Raw genomic sequence first — 17,629 nt, 5'->3', positions numbered from 1 at the left:
GATTCGGGAACCACGGTATCCGTACATGATCGACTATGCTTGAGCAGCGAAGGGAAACGTAAGTGGTTCAACACCCCATGGATATCAAATTCACCCACCGGCTGTCTTACAAACAAGCCAGGCTTACCGTGCTGGTCGGGTTCATTCTGGGCACGCTGCTCAGTCTGCTGCAAATCGGCATCGATTATGCCAGTGAAGACGCCTCCATCAACCGTGAAATCCTGTCTTTGCTGGAAATCAGCCATAACCCGGCCTCGCGCATCGCCTACAACATCGATGCCGAGCTGGCCCAGGAACTCACGCTGGGCCTGCTGCGCTCACCGGCCATCGTTTCCGCGCAACTGACCGACAACAATCAGACGGTGCTGGCCAGCGTCAAACGCCCGGAACTGCAAAGCGGCTATCGGTTGATCAGCGACTTTCTGTTCGGCGCCAAACGCGAGTTCGAAGACCGGCTCTATCTCGACCACTTGCCCAACGAATCCCTCGGTACGTTAAGCCTGGAAGTGGACACCTATGCCTTCGGCAGCCGCTTCCTGCGCCGGGCCGAAATCACGCTGCTCAACGGGTTCGCCCGTAGCCTGATCCTGACCGGCATTCTGCTGGCGCTGTTCTACGTGATGCTGACCAAACCACTGGTGCGGGTGATCCGTGAACTCAGCGGACGCGATCCGCGCAGCGCCGAACCGACCACCCTGGAATGCCCGGGCGGACACGCCAACGACGAGATCGGCGTGCTGGTGAAGGTCGCCAACCAGCAGTTCGAAAACATCGCCACGGAAATCCAGCAACGGCGCACCGCGGAAAACCGCCTTACTGACTACCTCGCTCAACTCGAAGATATCGTGTCGGCACGCACCGCCGAACTGAAGGCCATCAACGCCCGCCTCAGCCAGTCCAACGAGGAGCTGGAGGTCGCCCGCAGCACCGCACTGGACATGGCCGAGGCGCGCTCGGCGTTCCTTGCCAACATGAGCCACGAGATACGTACTCCGCTCAACGGCCTGCTGGGCATGATCGCGCTGTCCCTCGACGGCCCGCTCAATGGCGAACAACAGCAGCAACTGTCGATTGCCCACGACTCGGGCAAGGTGCTGGTGGAGTTGCTCAACGATATTCTTGATCTGTCGAAATTCGATGCCGGGCAACTGGAGCTTGAGCACATCCCCTTCGACCTCGGTTCGCTCGTCGAAGACACCGCCAACCTGCTGTCACAGAATGCGGCGCCAAGCGTCGAACTGACGTGTCTGATCGATCCGCACTTCCCGGCGCTGGTACTCGGCGACCCGACCCGCGTCAGGCAGATTGTCAGCAACCTGTTGTCCAACGCCTTGAAGTTCACCCGCTTCGGCCGGGTCGATGTGCGCTTGTCGACCTGGAAGGACGGCGTGCGCATCGAAGTCTGCGATACCGGCATCGGCATTGCCCAGGAAGCCCAGGTGAAGATTTTCCAGCCATTCACCCAGGCCGGGGCCGGTATCACTCGCCAGTACGGCGGCACCGGACTGGGCCTGGCGCTGACCTACAACCTGTGCGAAGCCATGGAGGGACGCCTGACGATCAGTTCCGAAGTCGGTTTCGGCAGCCAGTTCTGTGCCGAACTGCCGCTGCCCTGCCACACCCGTGCGGTCATTCCGGCACAACTGCATGGCAGTGTGCTTGCCATCACTACGGCGGCCAGCGGCCTGTCAGAGCTGCTGAGCAGTCTGTTGCCGGTCTGGGGCCTGTCGTACGAGCAGCGCACGATTGAAGCGTCACTGCTCGGCCCGTCACCGGACATCATCATCACGGATTGCCCTGAATGCCTGTTCGGCCTGCGGCCGACCATGACCGCACCGATTCTGCTGGTAACAGCCTACGGCAGTTTCCTGCCGGGCGAAGAGGCCGCCGCCCTCGCCCCGCTGCAACAGCAGGCTCGCCCCCTGGCACGCAACGCGCTGTATCAGAATCTGCGCAGAACCCTGCAACCGGATATCACCACCATCGACCGCGGGCGGCTTGAAAGCTTGCCTTCACAGCGTCGCGGTCGGGTGTTGCTGGTGGAAGACAACCCGGTCAACCAACTGGTGGCCAAGGGCATGCTCAGTAAACTTGGTTGCGAAGTGGTAGTGGCGGCCCATGGCGCAGAAGCACTGGATCAACTGGAACACCATGAATTCGATCTGGTGCTGATGGACTGCAACATGCCGGTGATGGACGGTTACGAAGCGAGCCGGCAGATCCGGCAGAGCGGTCGCTGGCCGCATTTGCCGATCGTGGCGTTGACGGCCAACGCCATGTCCGAGGAGCGTGAGCGCTGCCGGGCGGCGGGCATGAGCGATTACCTGGCCAAGCCCTTCCGCCGCGAAGAACTGGCCGCGCTGCTGGATCAGTGGATACCGACTACGACAGCGCTTTGATTTGCCCCAGCAGATGATCAAGGCCGGTGCGCAGCTCGTTGAGCCGATCCAGGTCCACGCCGCTGTCACACAACAGGCGATCCTTCAACGGCCCGACCTGCTCGCGCAGCGCCTGCCCCTGAGACGTGAGGCTCAGGTGAACCTCACGCTCGTCCCGCGCCGAACGTTGGCGCTGCACCAGTTGCAGTTGCTCCAGACGCTTGAGCAGCGGCGTCAGCGTCCCTGAATCCAGTGCCAGACGCTCGCCCAGTGCCTTGACCGTCGGTTGTTCCGGCGCCGCTTCCTGCCATTCCCACAACACCAGCATCGCCAGATATTGCGGGTAGGTCAGGCCGAGCTGATCGAGCATCGGCTTGTAGGCACGGATCACCGCCCGGGACGCGGCGTACAGCTTGAAGCACAACTGACTGTCGAGCTTCAGCGCATCGGTTGACAGCTCGTTCATTTGAGCAGGGCTTCGATCTCGCGGCTCAGATCCTGCGGCTTGGTGGCCGGGGCGAAGCGCTTGACCAACTGGCCGTCCTTGCCGATCAGGAATTTGGTGAAGTTCCACTTGATGCCCTGGGAGCCCAGAACACCCGGTGCGCGTTTCTTCAATTGCACGAACAGCGGATGGGCGCCGTTACCGTTGACTTCGATCTTCTTGAACAGCGGGAAGCTGACGCCGTAATTGAGCTCGCAGAATTCGCTGATCGCCCCCTCGTTGCCGGGTTCCTGCTTGCCGAACTGGTTGCACGGGAAGCCCAACACCACCAGACCCTGATCCTTGTAAGTCTGCCAAAGCTCCTCAAGGCCCTTGTATTGCGGGGTGAAACCGCACTTGCTGGCAGTGTTGACCACCAGCACCGCCTTGCCGGCGAAATCGGCCAGGGTCTTTTGCTCACCCTTGATGGTGGTGCACGGGATGGTCAGCAGGTTATCGCTCATGGTGCGCACTCCGGGAAGTTGAGAAGCTGCAAAAATAGCGAGCAATTGAATTGTGTGCAATTTAATTATCCGAAAGGCGATCCGAAGATCGCCCGCATCGGTTATTCGCGCGGCACCAGGTCCAGGCACACCGAGTTGATGCAGTAACGCAGACCGGTCGGCAGCGGGCCGTCGGGAAATACGTGGCCGAGGTGCGCGTCGCAACGGGCGCATTTCACTTCGGTGCGGATCATGCCGTGGCTGGTGTCGCGGATTTCGGTCATCGCGCTCTCGCCGATCGGCGCGTAGAAGCTTGGCCAGCCGCAACCGGAGTCGAATTTGGTCTTGGAATCGAACAGCGGCTCATTGCAGCAGACGCAGTGATAGACACCGTCGGTCTTGGTGGCGTTGTACTTGCCGGAGAACGGTCGCTCGGTAGCACTGAGACGACACACGTTGTATTGCTCCGGGTCGAGCATCGCGCGCCATTCTTCCAGGGTCTTTTCTATCTTTTCCATCATCACACCTCAGCGGCTGAAAAAGCCCGATCTGTACCTTTTCCACGGATCGGGCGGCACGTATGATTGCGCCTCGTCACACGCCAGTCTGGCAGCGGGATCCTGCGCATTCAAACGGATTGTTGGAAACCGCCGCTCAAGACGTTTGCCTGTGTGAAGACGCAGGATTCCCAGCACGGTTGTCCATTCGCCGCCTGGATCGTTCATTTTCGGGATCACATCGCCATGCAGTTCAGCAAATCGAACAAGCTCGCCAACGTCTGCTACGACATTCGCGGCCCGGTGCTCAAGCACGCCAAACGCCTGGAAGAGGAAGGCCATCGCATCCTCAAGCTGAACATCGGCAACCCGGCGCCCTTTGGTTTCGAAGCGCCGGACGAAATTCTCCAGGATGTGATCCGCAACCTGCCGACCGCCCAGGGCTACAGTGACTCCAAAGGCCTGTTCAGCGCGCGCAAGGCCGTGATGCAGTACTACCAGCAGAAGCAGGTCGAAGGTGTCGGCATCGAAGACATCTACCTGGGCAACGGTGTGTCCGAGCTGATCGTGATGTCGTTGCAGGCTCTGCTCAACAACGGCGACGAAGTGCTGGTCCCGGCACCTGACTATCCGCTGTGGACCGCCGCCGTGAGCCTGGCCGGCGGTAACGCGGTGCACTACCTGTGCGACGAAGGCGCCGACTGGTTCCCGGATCTGGCCGACATGAAGGCCAAAATCACCCCGAACACCAAGGCCATGGTGATCATCAACCCGAACAACCCGACCGGCGCGGTGTATTCGAAGGAAGTGTTGCTGGGCATGCTGGAACTGGCCCGTCAGCACAACCTGGTGGTGTTCTCCGACGAGATCTACGACAAGATTCTTTACGACGACGCCGTGCACATCTGCACCGCTTCGCTGGCTCCGGACCTGCTGTGCCTGACCTTCAACGGTCTGTCGAAGTCGTATCGCGTGGCGGGTTTCCGTTCCGGCTGGATCGCCATTTCCGGGCCGAAACACAACGCCCACAGCTACATCGAAGGCATCGACATGCTGGCCAACATGCGCCTGTGTGCCAACGTGCCGAGCCAGCACGCGATCCAGACCGCCCTCGGCGGCTATCAGAGCATCAACGACCTGGTGCTGCCGCAAGGTCGCCTGCTGGAGCAGCGCAACCGCACCTGGGAATTGCTCAACGACATTCCTGGCGTAAGCTGCGTGAAGCCGATGGGCGCGCTGTATGCGTTCCCGAAGATCGACCCGAAAATCTGCCCGATCCACAACGACGAGAAATTCGTCCTCGACCTGCTGTTGTCCGAAAAGCTGCTGGTGGTTCAGGGCACGGCCTTCAACTGGCCATGGCCGGATCACTTCCGCGTCGTGACCCTGCCCCGTGTCGATGACCTGGACATGGCCATCGGGCGCATCGGCAACTTCCTCAAGTCCTACCGCCAGTAACCGGCGATCTGTGCGCAACGAGCCTTTCGTTGCGCACTGTCTGATTCAGCAACACTTCTGCTCTGCCCCTCCTCCAGCACCTTCTACACTTGCGACTCATACAAATCATGCGCGCCCGACGCAATGAGACCGGGTGGCCCGTGCCTGTCATCCATACCGGGTTCGGCAGTGGGAAATCTCCCATGCCCGGCGAATCCGATGTAGGACACAGTTTGAAATAGTCACTCGGTTGAATCACCCGGTGCCGCGCCTTATATACCCCGCAGTACGCTACATCTTTAGCTTGAGGAGATTTCTACAACCATGATGCGCATCCTGCTGTTTTTGGCCACTAACCTGGCGGTCGTGCTGATAGCCAGCATCACCCTGAGCCTGTTTGGCTTCAACGGGTTCATGGCGGCCAACGGGGTTGACCTCAACCTCAGTCAGCTGCTGGTCTTCTGTGCCGTCTTTGGTTTCGCCGGTTCGCTGTTCTCGCTGTTCATCTCCAAGTGGATGGCGAAGATGAGCACGAGCACCCAGATCATTACCCAGCCGCGCACCCGTCACGAACAATGGCTGATGCAAACCGTCGAGCAACTGTCCCGCGAAGCCGGGATCAAGATGCCCGAAGTCGGGATTTTCCCGGCCTACGAAGCGAACGCGTTCGCCACCGGCTGGAACAAGAACGACGCACTGGTCGCGGTGAGCCAGGGCTTGCTCGAGCGCTTCAAGGAAGACGAAGTGAGGGCCGTTCTGGCCCACGAGATCGGCCACGTGGCCAACGGTGACATGGTCACCCTGGCGCTGATCCAGGGCGTGGTGAACACCTTCGTGATGTTCTTCGCGCGGATCATCGGCAACTTCGTCGACAAGGTGATCTTCAAGAATGAAGAAGGCCAGGGTACGGCCTACTACATCGCAACCATTTTCGCCGAGCTGGTGCTGGGCATTCTGGCCAGCGCGATCGTGATGTGGTTCTCGCGCAAACGCGAGTTCCGAGCCGACGATGCCGGTGCCCGCCTGGCCGGTACGGGCGCGATGATCAACGCATTGCAACGCCTGCGTGCCGAACAGGGTCTGCCGGTGCACATGCCTGATACCCTGAACGCCTTCGGCATCAACGGTGGCATCAAACAGGGACTGGCCCGTATGTTCATGAGCCACCCGCCGCTGGAAGAGCGTATCGACGCCCTGCGTCGTCGCGGCTGATCAGCCCGGCTACAAACAAAAGGCCCGCAGTGATGCGGGCCTTTTTTGTGCCTGTTACTGAGCGCTCAGGCGGTACACCCGCTCTTCCAGCCGCGTCACTCCTGCCTGCAGGAACTTCCCGCTTTCGCTCAAGATATCCTGCTCTTGCAGCGACTGCACCGCCCAGTCGCCACCGAACAGCTGCTGCACCTCGGCATCTGTCACCGCAAACGGCGGCCCGGGCATCTGAGCCTGATCATAATCCAGCGTGATCAGCAAACCACGCAGACCCGTCGGCAGGATGCTCAACAAATGCGCCGAATAGCGCTCTCGCATCGGCGCCGGCAAGGCGATCAGCGCGGCCCGGTCATACAGCGCCGTGCAATCAGCCACATCGCTCGCGGACAAGGCAAAGAAATCCCCGCACCACAACTCGATTGCCCCGGCCCGATAAACCTTGAAGCCGCCCTCTTCGCTGATTTGCGGCTGTAGTTGCTGATCGCGGAAGAACTCCTCGACAGCCTTCTCGGACAGTTCGACACCGAGAACCCGAAGCCCCTGACCGGCCAACCACAGCAAATCCAGGCTTTTCCCGCACAACGGCACCAGCACCCGCGACTGCGCCGGGATGGCCAGATCGGGCCAATGCCGCTGCAAATAAGGATTCACCGCAGGCTGATGAAAGCCAATCTGGTTCGATTCCCACTTCTTGTGCCAAAACTCCGGCTGCATGCTTCCTCCTAAGAATTCGATCAAAAAGCGTTAAAACTTATATTGGAATTAGATCAATGAACTGACTGAAGATGAACCATCTTAACGCTCAGGAACCCTTCCATGTTTCCCAGCCTGTTTATCTCTCACGGCTCGCCCATGCTGGCGCTGGAGCCCGGTGCCAGCGGCCCGGCCCTGGCGCGTCTGGCTGCCGAACTGCCACGCCCGAAAGCCATTGTCATCGTTTCCGCCCATTGGGAGAGCCATGAGCTGCTGGTCAGCAGCCATCCGCAACCGGAAACCTGGCATGATTTCGGCGGATTCCCCCGTGCGCTGTTTGAAGTGCAGTACCCGGCACCGGGCAATCCGCAACTGGCCCGCGAGGTCGCCGACTTGCTGACCGCCAACAACCTGCCTGCACGCCTCGACCCGCAACGCCCCTTCGACCATGGCGTATGGGTGCCACTGTCGCTGATGTATCCGCAGGCCGACATCCCGGTGGTTCAGGTGTCCCTGCCCAGCCGTGGCGGCCCGACGTTGCAGACCCGCGTTGGCCAGGCGCTGGCCAGCTTGCGCGAACAGGGCATTCTGCTGATCGGCTCCGGCAGCATCACCCATAACCTGCGGGAACTGGACTGGCACGCCGGCCCGGAAAGCGTCGAGCCGTGGGCCCGGGATTTCCGCGACTGGATAATCGACAAACTGGCGGCCAATGATGAAGCCGCCTTGCACGATTATCGCCAGCAAGCGCCGAACGCCGTTCGTAGCCATCCAAGTGACGAACACCTGCTTCCGCTGTACTTCGCCCGCGGCGCCGGCGGCGCCGGCGGCGAGTTCAGCATTGCGCACCAAGGATTCACCATGGGGGCGCTGGGCATGGACATCTACCGCTTCGGCTGACCAATTCGTTCCCATCTCAAATCGCAGACATAAAAAATCCCCGAACCAGTCGGGGATTTTTTATGTTCGATCAATCAGCCCGGGGGCGGATCAATCTTCGCGGTAGCGACGCAGTTTCAGCTGCTTGCCGGCAACGCGAGTGTCCTTCAGTTTGGTCAGGAGTTTGTCCAGACCATCTTCCGGCAGCTCGACGAGGCTGAAGCTGTCACGCACCTGGATGCGACCGATGGCTTCACGTGCCAGGCCACCTTCGTTGAGGATGGCGCCCAGCAGGTTTTTCGCCGCAATACCGTCACGCGCGCCCAGCGCGGTACGGCAACGGGCACGGCCTTCGCCCAGCGGCATCGGCGCACGACGCTCGCGATCACCACGGTCCGGACGATCACCGGAACGCTCAGGACGGTCGCCACGTGGAGCGCTGTTCGGCACCAGTGGACGTTCCTTCTCGATCGCTGCCAGGTTCAGCGCCTGACCATTGGTGGCCTTGCGCAGCAGAGCGGCAGCCAGAGCACGCGGGGTGCAACCGATATCGGCGGTCAGGCGATCCAGCAGATCACCGTGAGTCGATTCGGCGTCAGCCACCAGCGGCGACAGGCTGTTGGTCAGTTTCTTGATGCGGGCATCGAGAACGGCCTGGGCGTCCGGCAGACGCACTTCGGCAACTTTCTGACCGGTCACACGCTCGATCACCTGCAGCATGCGGCGCTCACGTGGAGTCACCAGCAGCAGCGCGCGGCCTTCGCGACCGGCACGGCCGGTACGGCCGATACGGTGCACGTAGGATTCCGGATCGTACGGCATGTCCACGTTGAATACGTGGGTGATGCGCGGTACGTCCAGACCACGGGCGGCAACGTCGGTCGCCACAACGATGTCCAGACGGCCATCTTTCAGCGAGTCGATCACGCGCTCACGCTGGTTCTGGGCGATGTCGCCATTCAACGCTGCGGCTTTGTAGCCTTTGGCGTCGAGGGCGCTGGCCAGATCCAGGGTCGCTTGCTTGGTGCGCACGAACATGATCAGAGCGTCGAAGTCTTCCACTTCCAGCAAGCTGAGAACGGCAGAAGTCTTCTGGTCAGCGTGAACCAACAGGTGAGCCTGTTCGATCGCGGTAACGGTCTGGGTCTTGCTCTGGATCTTCACGTGCTTTGGATCGCGCAGGTGACGCTCGGCGATGGCACGGATCGATTGCGGCAGGGTCGCCGAGAACAATACGGTCTGACGGGTTTCCGGCATGGCCTTGAAGATGACTTCGAGGTCGTCCATGAAGCCCAGTTTGAGCATTTCGTCTGCTTCGTCGAGAACCAGGTGGTTCACGGTCTGCAGCACTTTTTCGTCGCGACGCAGGTGGTCGCACAGACGGCCCGGAGTGGCGACAACGATCTGTGCGCCATTACGGATTGCTTTCAATTGTGGGCCCATCGGCGCGCCGCCGTAGACAGCCACAACAGTTACGCCCGGCATTTGCTTGGCGTAGGTTTCGAAAGCGGTTGCAACTTGTAGCGCCAACTCACGAGTTGGGGCCAGGATCAGAGCTTGCGGCTCGCGCTTGGACGGATCAATGCGGTGCAGGATAGGCAGGGCAAAGGCAGCGGTTTTACCGGTACCGGTTTGCGCCTGACCAATCATATCGTGACCGGCGAGGATGATCGGGATCGACTGCTGCTGAATGGCCGAAGGCTCTTCATAGCCGGTAGCGACTACTGCAGCGACAATATTGGGATGAAGTTCAAGAGCGGCGAAGCCGCCGATTTCCTGGGTCATGGGTCTGCCTCTAAGTGCATCCGCAAAGACCCATGCTCCAAAGCTGCACATGCCGTGTTGAGACTCAAGAGTCGCCCTGGCAGCTTTGTCGGCGGGGATTTGCGAAAACGAATGAATGAAAAAGAATCGTCAAGGAAGAGCCCGCAGTGCGGACGTGCAGCCGAAGCTGACTTCGGGGAATTGCGCTACCTAAACGCGGCCCGGTTAAAGGCCGGCGCGCACTATACCGGAATTTGCCCAAAAAGGGAGCTTTTTTTATCGGTGAAATACAGTTGTCACCGCTGTGTAACGGGGTTTTGCGGATAATCGGGCAAAGGTCTATTTTTCAAAGACCCCGGCCCTGCGGGGGATGGCGCTTAAACGATTCACCGACGTGCGGCATCTGGTCGCTGCACCCTTTCTTCCCGTCCGAGGAAACACCCATGAATCAGCCCTGCCCCGGCCGCGTCAGCCGTGCGCGCCACGGTCACGTCCATTTGATTGGTCTGGACCGTGCAGCCAAGCGCAATGCCTTCGACCTCGACCTGCTCAACGACCTGGCCCTGGCCTACGGCGAATTCGAGGCCGACAGCGACGCGCGGGTGGCCGTGGTGTTCGGGCATGGCGAGCATTTCACCGCCGGACTTGATCTGGTCAACGCCAGTTCCGCCCTCGCCCAAGGCTGGAAGGTGCCGACCGGCGGCTGCGACCCTTGGGGCGTCTTCGTCGGACCGCGAGTCAGTAAACCGGTGATCGTCGCCGCGCAGGGTTATTGCCTGACCATCGGCATCGAGCTGATGCTCGCCGCCGACATCAACCTGTGCGCCAGCAACACCCGGTTCGCCCAGATGGAAGTGCAGCGCGGGATCTTTCCGTTCGGCGGTGCAACGTTGCGCTTTCATCAAATCGCCGGCTGGGGCAATGCCATGCGCTGGCTGCTGACCGGCGACGAGTTCGATGCCCATGAGGCATTACGTCTGGGGCTGGTGCAGGAAGTCATGGCCAGTGAAGATTTGCTGCCGCGCGCCATCGAGCTGGCGGAACGGATTGCCCGACAGGCGCCATTGGGTGTGCAGGCGACGTTGATGTCGGCGCGCCAGGCGCGATATGAAGGTGAGACTGCAGCGGCGCAGAGTTTGCCGCCGCTGGTGAAAAAGTTGCTGGCAACCGAGGATGCCAGGGAAGGTGTGCGTTCACTGGTAGAACGCAGACCTGGCGACTTCAAAGGCGTTTAAGACTCAAGTCGCCGGACGGATGGAGTTGATCAACGACTGCAACGAGTACCCCAGCTTCGGCGCCAGCGCTTCAGCTCGCGCGGTAAGCGCCTGCATGTCCAGCACCTGATCGAGATCCGCCGGCACGATCAGAATCACGTTGCCCTCCTTCACCGGCAGCTCCCAGTAATGCCGGTGATAGAGCCCGCGCAACAACGCCGCCCCGAGAGGTTTGCCGTCATCGGTGGCCCACTGGTTGATCACCAGCCAGCCACCGGGATTCAGACGTTTCTGACAGTCACCGAGGAAATTCCACGCAAGGTGCGCGGCGCCCGGGCCGACATCGGTGTAGAGGTCGACGAAGATCAGGTCCGCCTGTTCGGCCGTCGGCAGCAGTTCAATTGCATCGCCAACGCGGATGTACAGACGCGGATCGTCATCCAGCCCGAGGTATTCGATAGCCAGACGCGGCACGTCCGGGCGCAGCTCGATGGCTTCGACATCTTCCAGCGGCAGGAACTTGAGGCAGGCCTGGGTCAGCGTGCCGGCGCCAAGGCCGAGAAACAATGCGCTCTCCGGTTGCTCATGGCACAGCGCGCCGATCAGCATCGCCCGGGTGTAGTCGTACTCCAGCCAGCTCGGGTCGGCGGTAAACACGCAGCTTTGCTCGATGGCATCGCCGAACTCCAGAAAGCGGTAGTCGGCCACTTCCAGCACGCGAATCACGCCGAACTCATCCTGTACCTCGGCGAGCAACAGCTCGACGCGCTCCTCAGTCATTTCGTCTCCTGGTGGTCACCGGGCGCGGTGACGCGATGGCACCGCTATGGTTCCGTGGCAAAGCGGCGATTGTCGGCGATGCGGCGGGAGCAGGTCACGCACTAATTGCTGCTAACATGGCCGTCCGTGCGTAGAACCTTAGAGACCGTGATGAGCCAACCCTGGAGCCCTGACAGCTGGCGCGCCTTGCCGATCCAGCAACAACCCCGATACCCCGACGCCGCGCACCTGCGCCAGGTCGAGCAGACACTGGCCAGTTATCCGCCGCTGGTGTTTGCCGGCGAAGCGCGGGAGCTGCGTCGTCAGTTTGCCGAAGTCACCCAGGGCCGGGCGTTTCTGCTGCAAGGCGGCGACTGCGCGGAAAGCTTCGCCGAGTTCTCCGCCGCGAAGATCCGCGACACCTTTAAAGTGTTGCTGCAAATGGCGATCGTCATGACCTTCGCCGCCGGCTGCCCAGTGGTCAAAGTCGGGCGCATGGCCGGCCAGTTCGCCAAGCCGCGTTCGGCAAACGACGAGACCATCGACGGCGTGACCCTGCCGGCCTACCGGGGCGACATCGTCAACGGCATCGGTTTCGACTCGGCCAGCCGCGTACCGGATCCGGAGCGTCTGCTGCAGTCCTATCACCAGTCCACCGCGACCCTCAACCTGCTGCGCGCCTTCGCTCAGGGCGGTTTTGCCGACCTGCATCAGGTGCACAAGTGGAACCTCGATTTCATCGCCAACTCGGCGCTGGCGGAGAAGTACAGCCACCTCGCCGACCGCATCGATGAAACCCTGGCGTTCATGCGCGCCTGCGGCATGGACAGCTCGCCGCAACTGCGCGAGACCAGTTTCTTCACGGCCCACGAAGCGCTGCTGCTGAACTACGAAGAAGCCTTCGTGCGCCGCGACAGCCTGACCAACGATTACTACGATTGCTCGGCGCACATGCTGTGGATCGGCGACCGTACCCGTCAGCTCGACGGCGCCCACGTCGAGTTCCTCCGCGGGGTGAACAACCCGATCGGGGTGAAAGTCGGCCCGAGCATGAACCCCGACGACCTGATCCGCCTGATCGACGTGCTCAACCCGGACAACGATCCGGGCCGCCTCAACCTGATCGCGCGGATGGGCGCGAACAAGGTCGGCGATCACCTGCCGGCGCTGATCCGCGCGGTGCAGCGCGAAGGCAAGCAGGTGCTGTGGAGTTCCGACCCGATGCACGGCAACACCATCAAGGCCAGCAGCGGCTACAAGACCCGCGACTTCGCGCAGATCCTTGGCGAGGTGAAACAGTTCTTCCAGGTTCACGAAGCGGAAGGCAGCTACGCCGGCGGCATCCACATCGAGATGACCGGGCAGAACGTCACCGAATGCATCGGTGGCGCGCGGCCGATTACTGAAGATGGTTTGTCGGATCGCTATCACACCCATTGCGACCCACGGATGAACGCCGATCAGTCGCTGGAACTGGCGTTTCTGATTGCCGAGACGCTGAAACAGGTCAAACGCTAAATCGCGATGACGTTGGCTCGGTCGTTTTCGACTTGAGCCAACGTCACCCGCAACCGGTCGGCACTTTCCCGCTGACAATTGAGTTGCACCTGTTCAAGCCCCAGCCAATCCGCCATCCGCCGCAGGTTCAGCGCCAAGGCCAGCATCCCCGCCTCGTCCAGACCCGTTTCCTCCTCGTGCACCGCATGCACTGCCAGGCGCCCCGCCGCCCGCTCGGCGCGCAGATCGACCCGCGCAGCAATCCGTTCGTTGTGCAGGAACGGCAGCACGTAATAGCCGTAAACGCGTTTGTCCTGCGGCGTGTAAATCTCCAGCCGATAGCGGAAATCGAACAGCCGCTCGGTGCGACTGCGCTCCCAGATCAGTGAGTCAAACGGAGACAGCAGCGCACTGGCTTCGACTTTTCGCGGGATTTTCGACTCGGGCAGGCAGTAAGCGATCTGGCGCCAACCGGCGACTTCACAGGTCAGCAGTTGCCCGTCCTCGACCAGTTCGGCCAGACGCGGGCGGGCATCGGAAGGGTTCAGCCGGAAGTAATCGCGCAGGTCTTTTTCCGTGCCCACGCCCAGAGCTTCGGCCGCGTGCCGCAGCAAACCGCGCTGCGCCTCGGCCTCATCGGGCAATGGTTGTTGCAGCACGGAGGTTGGAATCACTCGTTCCGGCAGGTCATACAGCCTTTCGAAGCCCCGCCGCCCGGCCACGGTCACTTCACCAGCCGCAAACAACCATTCCAGCGCGTGTTTTTCCGCGCTCCAGTCCCACCACGGCCCGGCCTTTTCCTCGCGGGTCGACAGACTGCCGGCACCGAGTGCGCCCTGCTCTTCGACCGACGCCAGCACCCGGCGAATGGTGTCCTGTTGCTCACGGCCGAAACGCGCCAGTTGCTGATAGATATCTTCACCGCGCTTGGCTCGCTGCATGCGCCAGCCCATCAGCGGATACATCGACAGCGGCAGCAGCGACGCTTCATGCCCCCAGTATTCGAACAGCGAACGACGTCGCCCCGAACTCCAGGCAGCCTGGTCGAGCAAGTCAGCAGAATAGGAACCGAGACGGGAAAACAGCGGCAGGTAGTGCGAGCGCACCACGGCATTGACGGAGTCGATCTGCAACAGGCCGAGGCGTTCGATCAGCCGGTTGACGTGCAGGGCTTTGACAGCCGGCGGCTGGCGCCCGTGAAACCCTTGGGCAGCCAGTGCCAGACGTCGAGCCTGTTTAAGGGAAAAGGACAATGTCGCGGGCATGTGTACCTCCATCTCTGCTCGCAACCTACCTCACCTGAAAGTGTTTTGTGTAGCGATGGCCTCATCATTTATGCATCGGATCGTCCCAGAACGGCCGAATCGCTTCATGTTCGACATCGGCACGGCTGACCCCGATGTCCTTCAACGCCTCGTCGCTCAGACTGGCGAGCAGCTCGCGTTCACGGTGAAGTTCGTACCAGCGGCTAAACTTGTGCAACAGATCGGAAACGATATGGCCGGAAAATTTTTCTTCGCCTGCATACTCTCTTTGACCTTTCATCGTGTTGCCTCCTTTTTGGGATGGCTCAAGTCTCGCGCCGGGGCTACGATCAATCCAACGAATGTTTCTGATGGCAAGCATCACGGAGATTCATCAATTGTCGGCGTACCCCAGTATCGATACCGATGTACTGCGCACCTTTGTCGCGATTGCCGATCAGGGCGGTTTCACCCGCGCCGGCGAAATGGTCAACCGCACCCAATCAGCGGTGAGCATGCAGATGAAGCGTCTGGAAGAGGATGTGTTGCAGCGCCAGTTGTTCGAGCGCGATGGGCGTCAGGTGCGCCTCACCGCTGAAGGTCAGGTGTTGCTCGGTTATGCGCGGCGCATCCTGAAATTGCACAGCGAAGTGTTCAACACTCTGCGCGAACCGCACATGGTCGGCACGGTACGGATCGGCACGCCGGACGATTACGTGATGCGCTTTCTGCCGGGGATCCTGTCGCGCTTCGCGCAGTTCTATCCGCTGATCCAGATCGAAGTACATTGCGAATCGACCAAACAGTTGCTGCAGCGCACGGATCTGGATCTGTCGATCGTCACCCGCGAGCCGGGCAATGAGATTGGCCAATTGCTGCGCAAGGAGCGTTTTGTCTGGGCCGAGGCGCAGAATTTCAGCGCCCACGAGCAGACGCCGTTGCCGCTGGCGATGTTCAACAGTGATTGCTTCTGTCGCATGTGGGCCTGCAATGCGCTGGACGCCATGGGCCGTGAATACCGGATCGCCTACAACAGCACCAGTCTTTCAGCCTTGATGGCGGTGGTGAGCGCGGGTCTGGCGATCACCGCGCAACTGGAAAGCCTGATCACCCCGGACCTGCGGATTCTCGGAGCCGCCGAGGATCTGCCGCTGTTGCCGGAGGCCAGCATCATGCTGATCCGCAACCTGAACAATCCGTCGCCGATCACCGAGTGTCTGGCCGAGCACATCGTCGAAGGCTTCAAACTTTAAAGGCGAGCATCACCGCACACAGCACCAGGAACCCGCAGAACAGCCCACGCAGGAGTTTTTCCGGCATCGCGTGGGCAACCTTCACGCCCCAACTGATGCTGGCCAGACCGCCGAGGGCCAGCGGCAGGCCGATCATCCAGTCCACTTCGTGATGCACCGCGTACGTCACCAGTGTGACACCGGTGCTCGGCAATGCCAGCGCCAGCGACAGGCCTTGAGCGACCACCTGGGTCGTGCCGAACAGGCTCGTGAGCACCGGCGTCGCCACCACTGCCCCACCGACACCGAACAGACCGCCCATGGTGCCGGACGCCGCGCCCAGCACGCCCAGCCACGGCCATGAATAACGCATCTCGGACGTCGCCGCCGGACGCGCGCCGAACATGCGCACCAGGTTGTAGGCCGACAACGCCACGAGGAACGCGACAAAACCGATGCGCATGGTTTGCGCGTCGATGCCCACGGCCCAGATCGAGCCGATCCACGCGAAACAGAACCCCATGACCGCCAGCGGCAACGCATGCCTGAGTTCGATGCGGTTGCGCTGGTGATAACGCCACAGCGCCAGCATCACGTTCGGCACCACCATCACCAGCGCCGTGCCCTGAGCAATCTGCTGATCGAGGCCGAACCACACACCCAGCAGCGGAATGGCAATCAAGCCGCCACCGATGCCGAATATCCCACCCAGGGTGCCAAGGGCGGCGCCAAACAACAGGTACAGCAAAAACTCGATCACAGCAGAATTCCTCATACGTCAGGCGACCCATCCTACGCAGTCGACGCTGGCACGGAAACGCACAGCAACGCACAATGGCTGTGCCAAATTCGCATAGGCTGCCAGCCGAATCATGAATCCCAATCAATTGACCGAACAACTCGGGCTGTTTCTTGATGTGCTGGAGAGTGGCAGTTTTTCCGCCGCCTCACGCCGACATCCGCTGACGCCTTCGGCCGTCGCCCGGCGCATCGACAGTCTGGAAAGCGCTGTCGGCAGCCAGTTGTTCATCCGCAGCACGCATGCGGTGCGCGCCACGCCGGCCGGCCTGGCGTTTGCCGAACGGGCGCGGCGAATCGTTGCCGAGCTGCAGCTGGCCCGCGCCGAAGCGGTTTCACTGAGCAGCGCGCCGGAAGGCTTGATTCGTGTGGATGCGCCGGCGGCGTTCGGACGGCGGCATCTGGCACCGGTGATTGCCGATTTTCTGGTGCTGTATCCGGGGCTGGACGTGCAACTGCATCTGATCGACAGCTTTGTCGACATGGATGGCTCGAACCTGGGCAAAGTCGATCTGGTGTTGCGCGCCGGGCAAATGGCAGACACCCGAATGGTCGCCACGCCGCTGGCGAGCATGGTGCGCATCGCCTGCGCCAGTCCCGACTACCTCAAGCGTCGGGGCGTGCCGAGCGAGCCCGCTCAATTGGGCGAACACGACGGCCTCGATTGGGACGGCCTCGCCCCGCCCTTCGCCTGGCGATTCGAACAGGACGGGCAGATGCAATTGCACCGCCCGGCACGAATCCGCATGAGCGCCAACAACGCCGAGGCCTTGGTCTGCGGTGCGCTCGCGGGACTCGGGATCGCGCATCTGCCGACCTGGCTGGCCAGCGAATATCTGTTGCGTGGCGAGTTGCTTCCGCTGTTCTGTGAAAACGGCCTGCCGAAACCCGAGAGCACCGGCATCTACGCGCTGCGGCTGGAACAACAGGCCAGCTCCCGCAGCCGCCTGCTGCTGGAATACCTCAAGACTCGTTTCAGCCCCGTGCCACCGTGGGATCTGGCGCTGCAACGAGAACTTGGCCGGCACTGACCGATTCACCACCGGGCACAATTGTCTGGCGCATTAAAGATTCGAGCGCTAGATTCATCTGCATCACCGC

Annotated in this window: 17 protein-coding genes; 8 read left to right on the top strand and 9 right to left on the bottom strand. The window is 61.3% G+C overall.

Annotated features, from left to right (window positions below; all coding sequences use genetic code 11):
* Nucleotides 1–77 precede the first annotated feature (77 nt).
* The gene (locus M5B44_RS19460; RefSeq protein ID WP_248740203.1) at nt 78–2,399 is read left to right on the top strand and encodes a response regulator; all 2,322 of its coding nucleotides are present in this window, start codon (nt 78–80) and stop codon (nt 2,397–2,399) included.
* On the opposite strand, the gene M5B44_RS19455 is transcribed toward M5B44_RS19460, so the two are convergent.
* The 3 genes from M5B44_RS19455 to msrB form a co-directional block, all read right to left on the bottom strand.
* Nucleotides 2,383–2,844, bottom strand: coding sequence for a MarR family winged helix-turn-helix transcriptional regulator (locus M5B44_RS19455; RefSeq protein ID WP_248740202.1), 462 nt, complete (start codon nt 2,842–2,844; stop codon nt 2,383–2,385). The genes M5B44_RS19460 and M5B44_RS19455 overlap by 17 nt on opposite strands.
* Nucleotides 2,841–3,326 (bottom strand): glutathione peroxidase, encoded by a 486-nt coding sequence (locus M5B44_RS19450; RefSeq protein ID WP_085730592.1) that lies wholly within the window; start codon nt 3,324–3,326, stop codon nt 2,841–2,843. The genes M5B44_RS19455 and M5B44_RS19450 overlap by 4 nt, the downstream gene beginning before the upstream one ends.
* Nucleotides 3,327–3,427: 101 nt before the next feature.
* On the bottom strand, nt 3,428–3,823 hold the full coding sequence (gene msrB, locus M5B44_RS19445; protein WP_248740201.1) for a peptide-methionine (R)-S-oxide reductase MsrB: 396 nt from the start codon (nt 3,821–3,823) through the stop codon (nt 3,428–3,430).
* Nucleotides 3,824–4,048: 225 nt separating this feature from the next.
* Between msrB and M5B44_RS19440 the strand changes: the two genes are divergently transcribed.
* Both M5B44_RS19440 and htpX read left to right on the top strand, forming a co-directional pair.
* The gene (locus M5B44_RS19440; RefSeq protein ID WP_085710751.1) at nt 4,049–5,260 is read left to right on the top strand and encodes a pyridoxal phosphate-dependent aminotransferase; all 1,212 of its coding nucleotides are present in this window, start codon (nt 4,049–4,051) and stop codon (nt 5,258–5,260) included.
* A gap of 303 nt (nt 5,261–5,563) precedes the next feature.
* Entirely contained in the window at nt 5,564–6,451 is an 888-nt protein-coding gene (gene htpX, locus M5B44_RS19435) for a protease HtpX (protein ID WP_085710752.1), read from the top strand.
* Between the two features lie 54 nt (nt 6,452–6,505).
* Here the strand turns inward: htpX and M5B44_RS19430 are convergent, their stop codons facing one another.
* A complete protein-coding gene (locus tag M5B44_RS19430; protein WP_248740200.1) occupies nt 6,506–7,162 on the bottom strand; it encodes a thiopurine S-methyltransferase in 657 nt (218 codons plus the stop codon).
* Between the two features lie 102 nt (nt 7,163–7,264).
* Here M5B44_RS19430 and M5B44_RS19425 point away from each other — a divergent pair, with 102 nt between their 5' ends.
* Nucleotides 7,265–8,041, top strand: coding sequence for a DODA-type extradiol aromatic ring-opening family dioxygenase (locus M5B44_RS19425; protein ID WP_248740199.1), 777 nt, complete (start codon nt 7,265–7,267; stop codon nt 8,039–8,041).
* 90 nt (nt 8,042–8,131) lie between these two features.
* On the opposite strand, the gene M5B44_RS19420 is transcribed toward M5B44_RS19425, so the two are convergent.
* Nucleotides 8,132–9,805 carry a DEAD/DEAH box helicase gene (locus tag M5B44_RS19420; protein WP_007955707.1) on the bottom strand — a complete coding sequence of 558 codons (1,674 nt, stop codon included), beginning with the start codon at nt 9,803–9,805 and terminating at the stop codon, nt 8,132–8,134.
* A gap of 422 nt (nt 9,806–10,227) precedes the next feature.
* Here M5B44_RS19420 and M5B44_RS19415 point away from each other — a divergent pair, with 422 nt between their 5' ends.
* The gene (locus M5B44_RS19415) at nt 10,228–11,019 is read left to right on the top strand and encodes a crotonase/enoyl-CoA hydratase family protein (RefSeq protein ID WP_248740198.1); all 792 of its coding nucleotides are present in this window, start codon (nt 10,228–10,230) and stop codon (nt 11,017–11,019) included.
* 3 nt (nt 11,020–11,022) lie between these two features.
* Here M5B44_RS19415 and M5B44_RS19410 read toward each other — a convergent pair whose 3' ends face one another.
* Entirely contained in the window at nt 11,023–11,778 is a 756-nt protein-coding gene (locus M5B44_RS19410; RefSeq protein ID WP_248740197.1) for a spermidine synthase, read from the bottom strand.
* Between the two features lie 150 nt (nt 11,779–11,928).
* On the opposite strand from M5B44_RS19410, the gene M5B44_RS19405 reads away from it, so the two are divergent.
* Entirely contained in the window at nt 11,929–13,275 is a 1,347-nt protein-coding gene (locus M5B44_RS19405; RefSeq protein ID WP_085710757.1) for a class II 3-deoxy-7-phosphoheptulonate synthase, read from the top strand.
* Here M5B44_RS19405 and M5B44_RS19400 read toward each other — a convergent pair.
* On the bottom strand, nt 13,272–14,519 hold the full coding sequence (locus M5B44_RS19400; protein ID WP_248740196.1) for a winged helix-turn-helix domain-containing protein: 1,248 nt from the start codon (nt 14,517–14,519) through the stop codon (nt 13,272–13,274). The two genes, M5B44_RS19405 and M5B44_RS19400, sit on opposite strands and share 4 nt — an antisense overlap.
* Before the next feature lie 64 nt (nt 14,520–14,583).
* Nucleotides 14,584–14,799, bottom strand: a complete 216-nt coding sequence (locus M5B44_RS19395) for a DUF1127 domain-containing protein (protein ID WP_114884556.1) — start codon at nt 14,797–14,799, stop codon at nt 14,584–14,586.
* Nucleotides 14,800–14,896: 97 nt separating this feature from the next.
* Here M5B44_RS19395 and M5B44_RS19390 point away from each other — a divergent pair, with 97 nt between their 5' ends.
* Nucleotides 14,897–15,751 carry a LysR substrate-binding domain-containing protein gene (locus M5B44_RS19390; protein ID WP_248740262.1) on the top strand — a complete coding sequence of 285 codons (855 nt, stop codon included), beginning with the start codon at nt 14,897–14,899 and terminating at the stop codon, nt 15,749–15,751.
* Here M5B44_RS19390 and M5B44_RS19385 read toward each other — a convergent pair.
* Nucleotides 15,741–16,490: a sulfite exporter TauE/SafE family protein gene (locus M5B44_RS19385; protein WP_167443783.1), complete on the bottom strand. Its 750-nt coding sequence runs from the start codon at nt 16,488–16,490 to the stop codon at nt 15,741–15,743. The two genes, M5B44_RS19390 and M5B44_RS19385, sit on opposite strands and share 11 nt — an antisense overlap.
* A 112-nt stretch (nt 16,491–16,602) precedes the next feature.
* Here M5B44_RS19385 and M5B44_RS19380 point away from each other — a divergent pair, with 112 nt between their 5' ends.
* Complete coding sequence (locus M5B44_RS19380; protein ID WP_248740195.1) at nt 16,603–17,559, top strand: LysR family transcriptional regulator; 957 nt, start codon at nt 16,603–16,605, stop codon at nt 17,557–17,559.
* Nucleotides 17,560–17,629: the final 70 nt, after the last annotated feature.

The sequence above is a fragment of the Pseudomonas sp. MWU12-2029 genome, assembly GCF_023242425.1.
Taxonomy (GTDB): Bacteria; Pseudomonadota; Gammaproteobacteria; order Pseudomonadales; family Pseudomonadaceae; genus Aquipseudomonas; species Aquipseudomonas kribbensis.
Note: the sequence above shows the minus strand (reverse complement) of the source record. Positions and strands in the feature narration are given on the sequence as shown.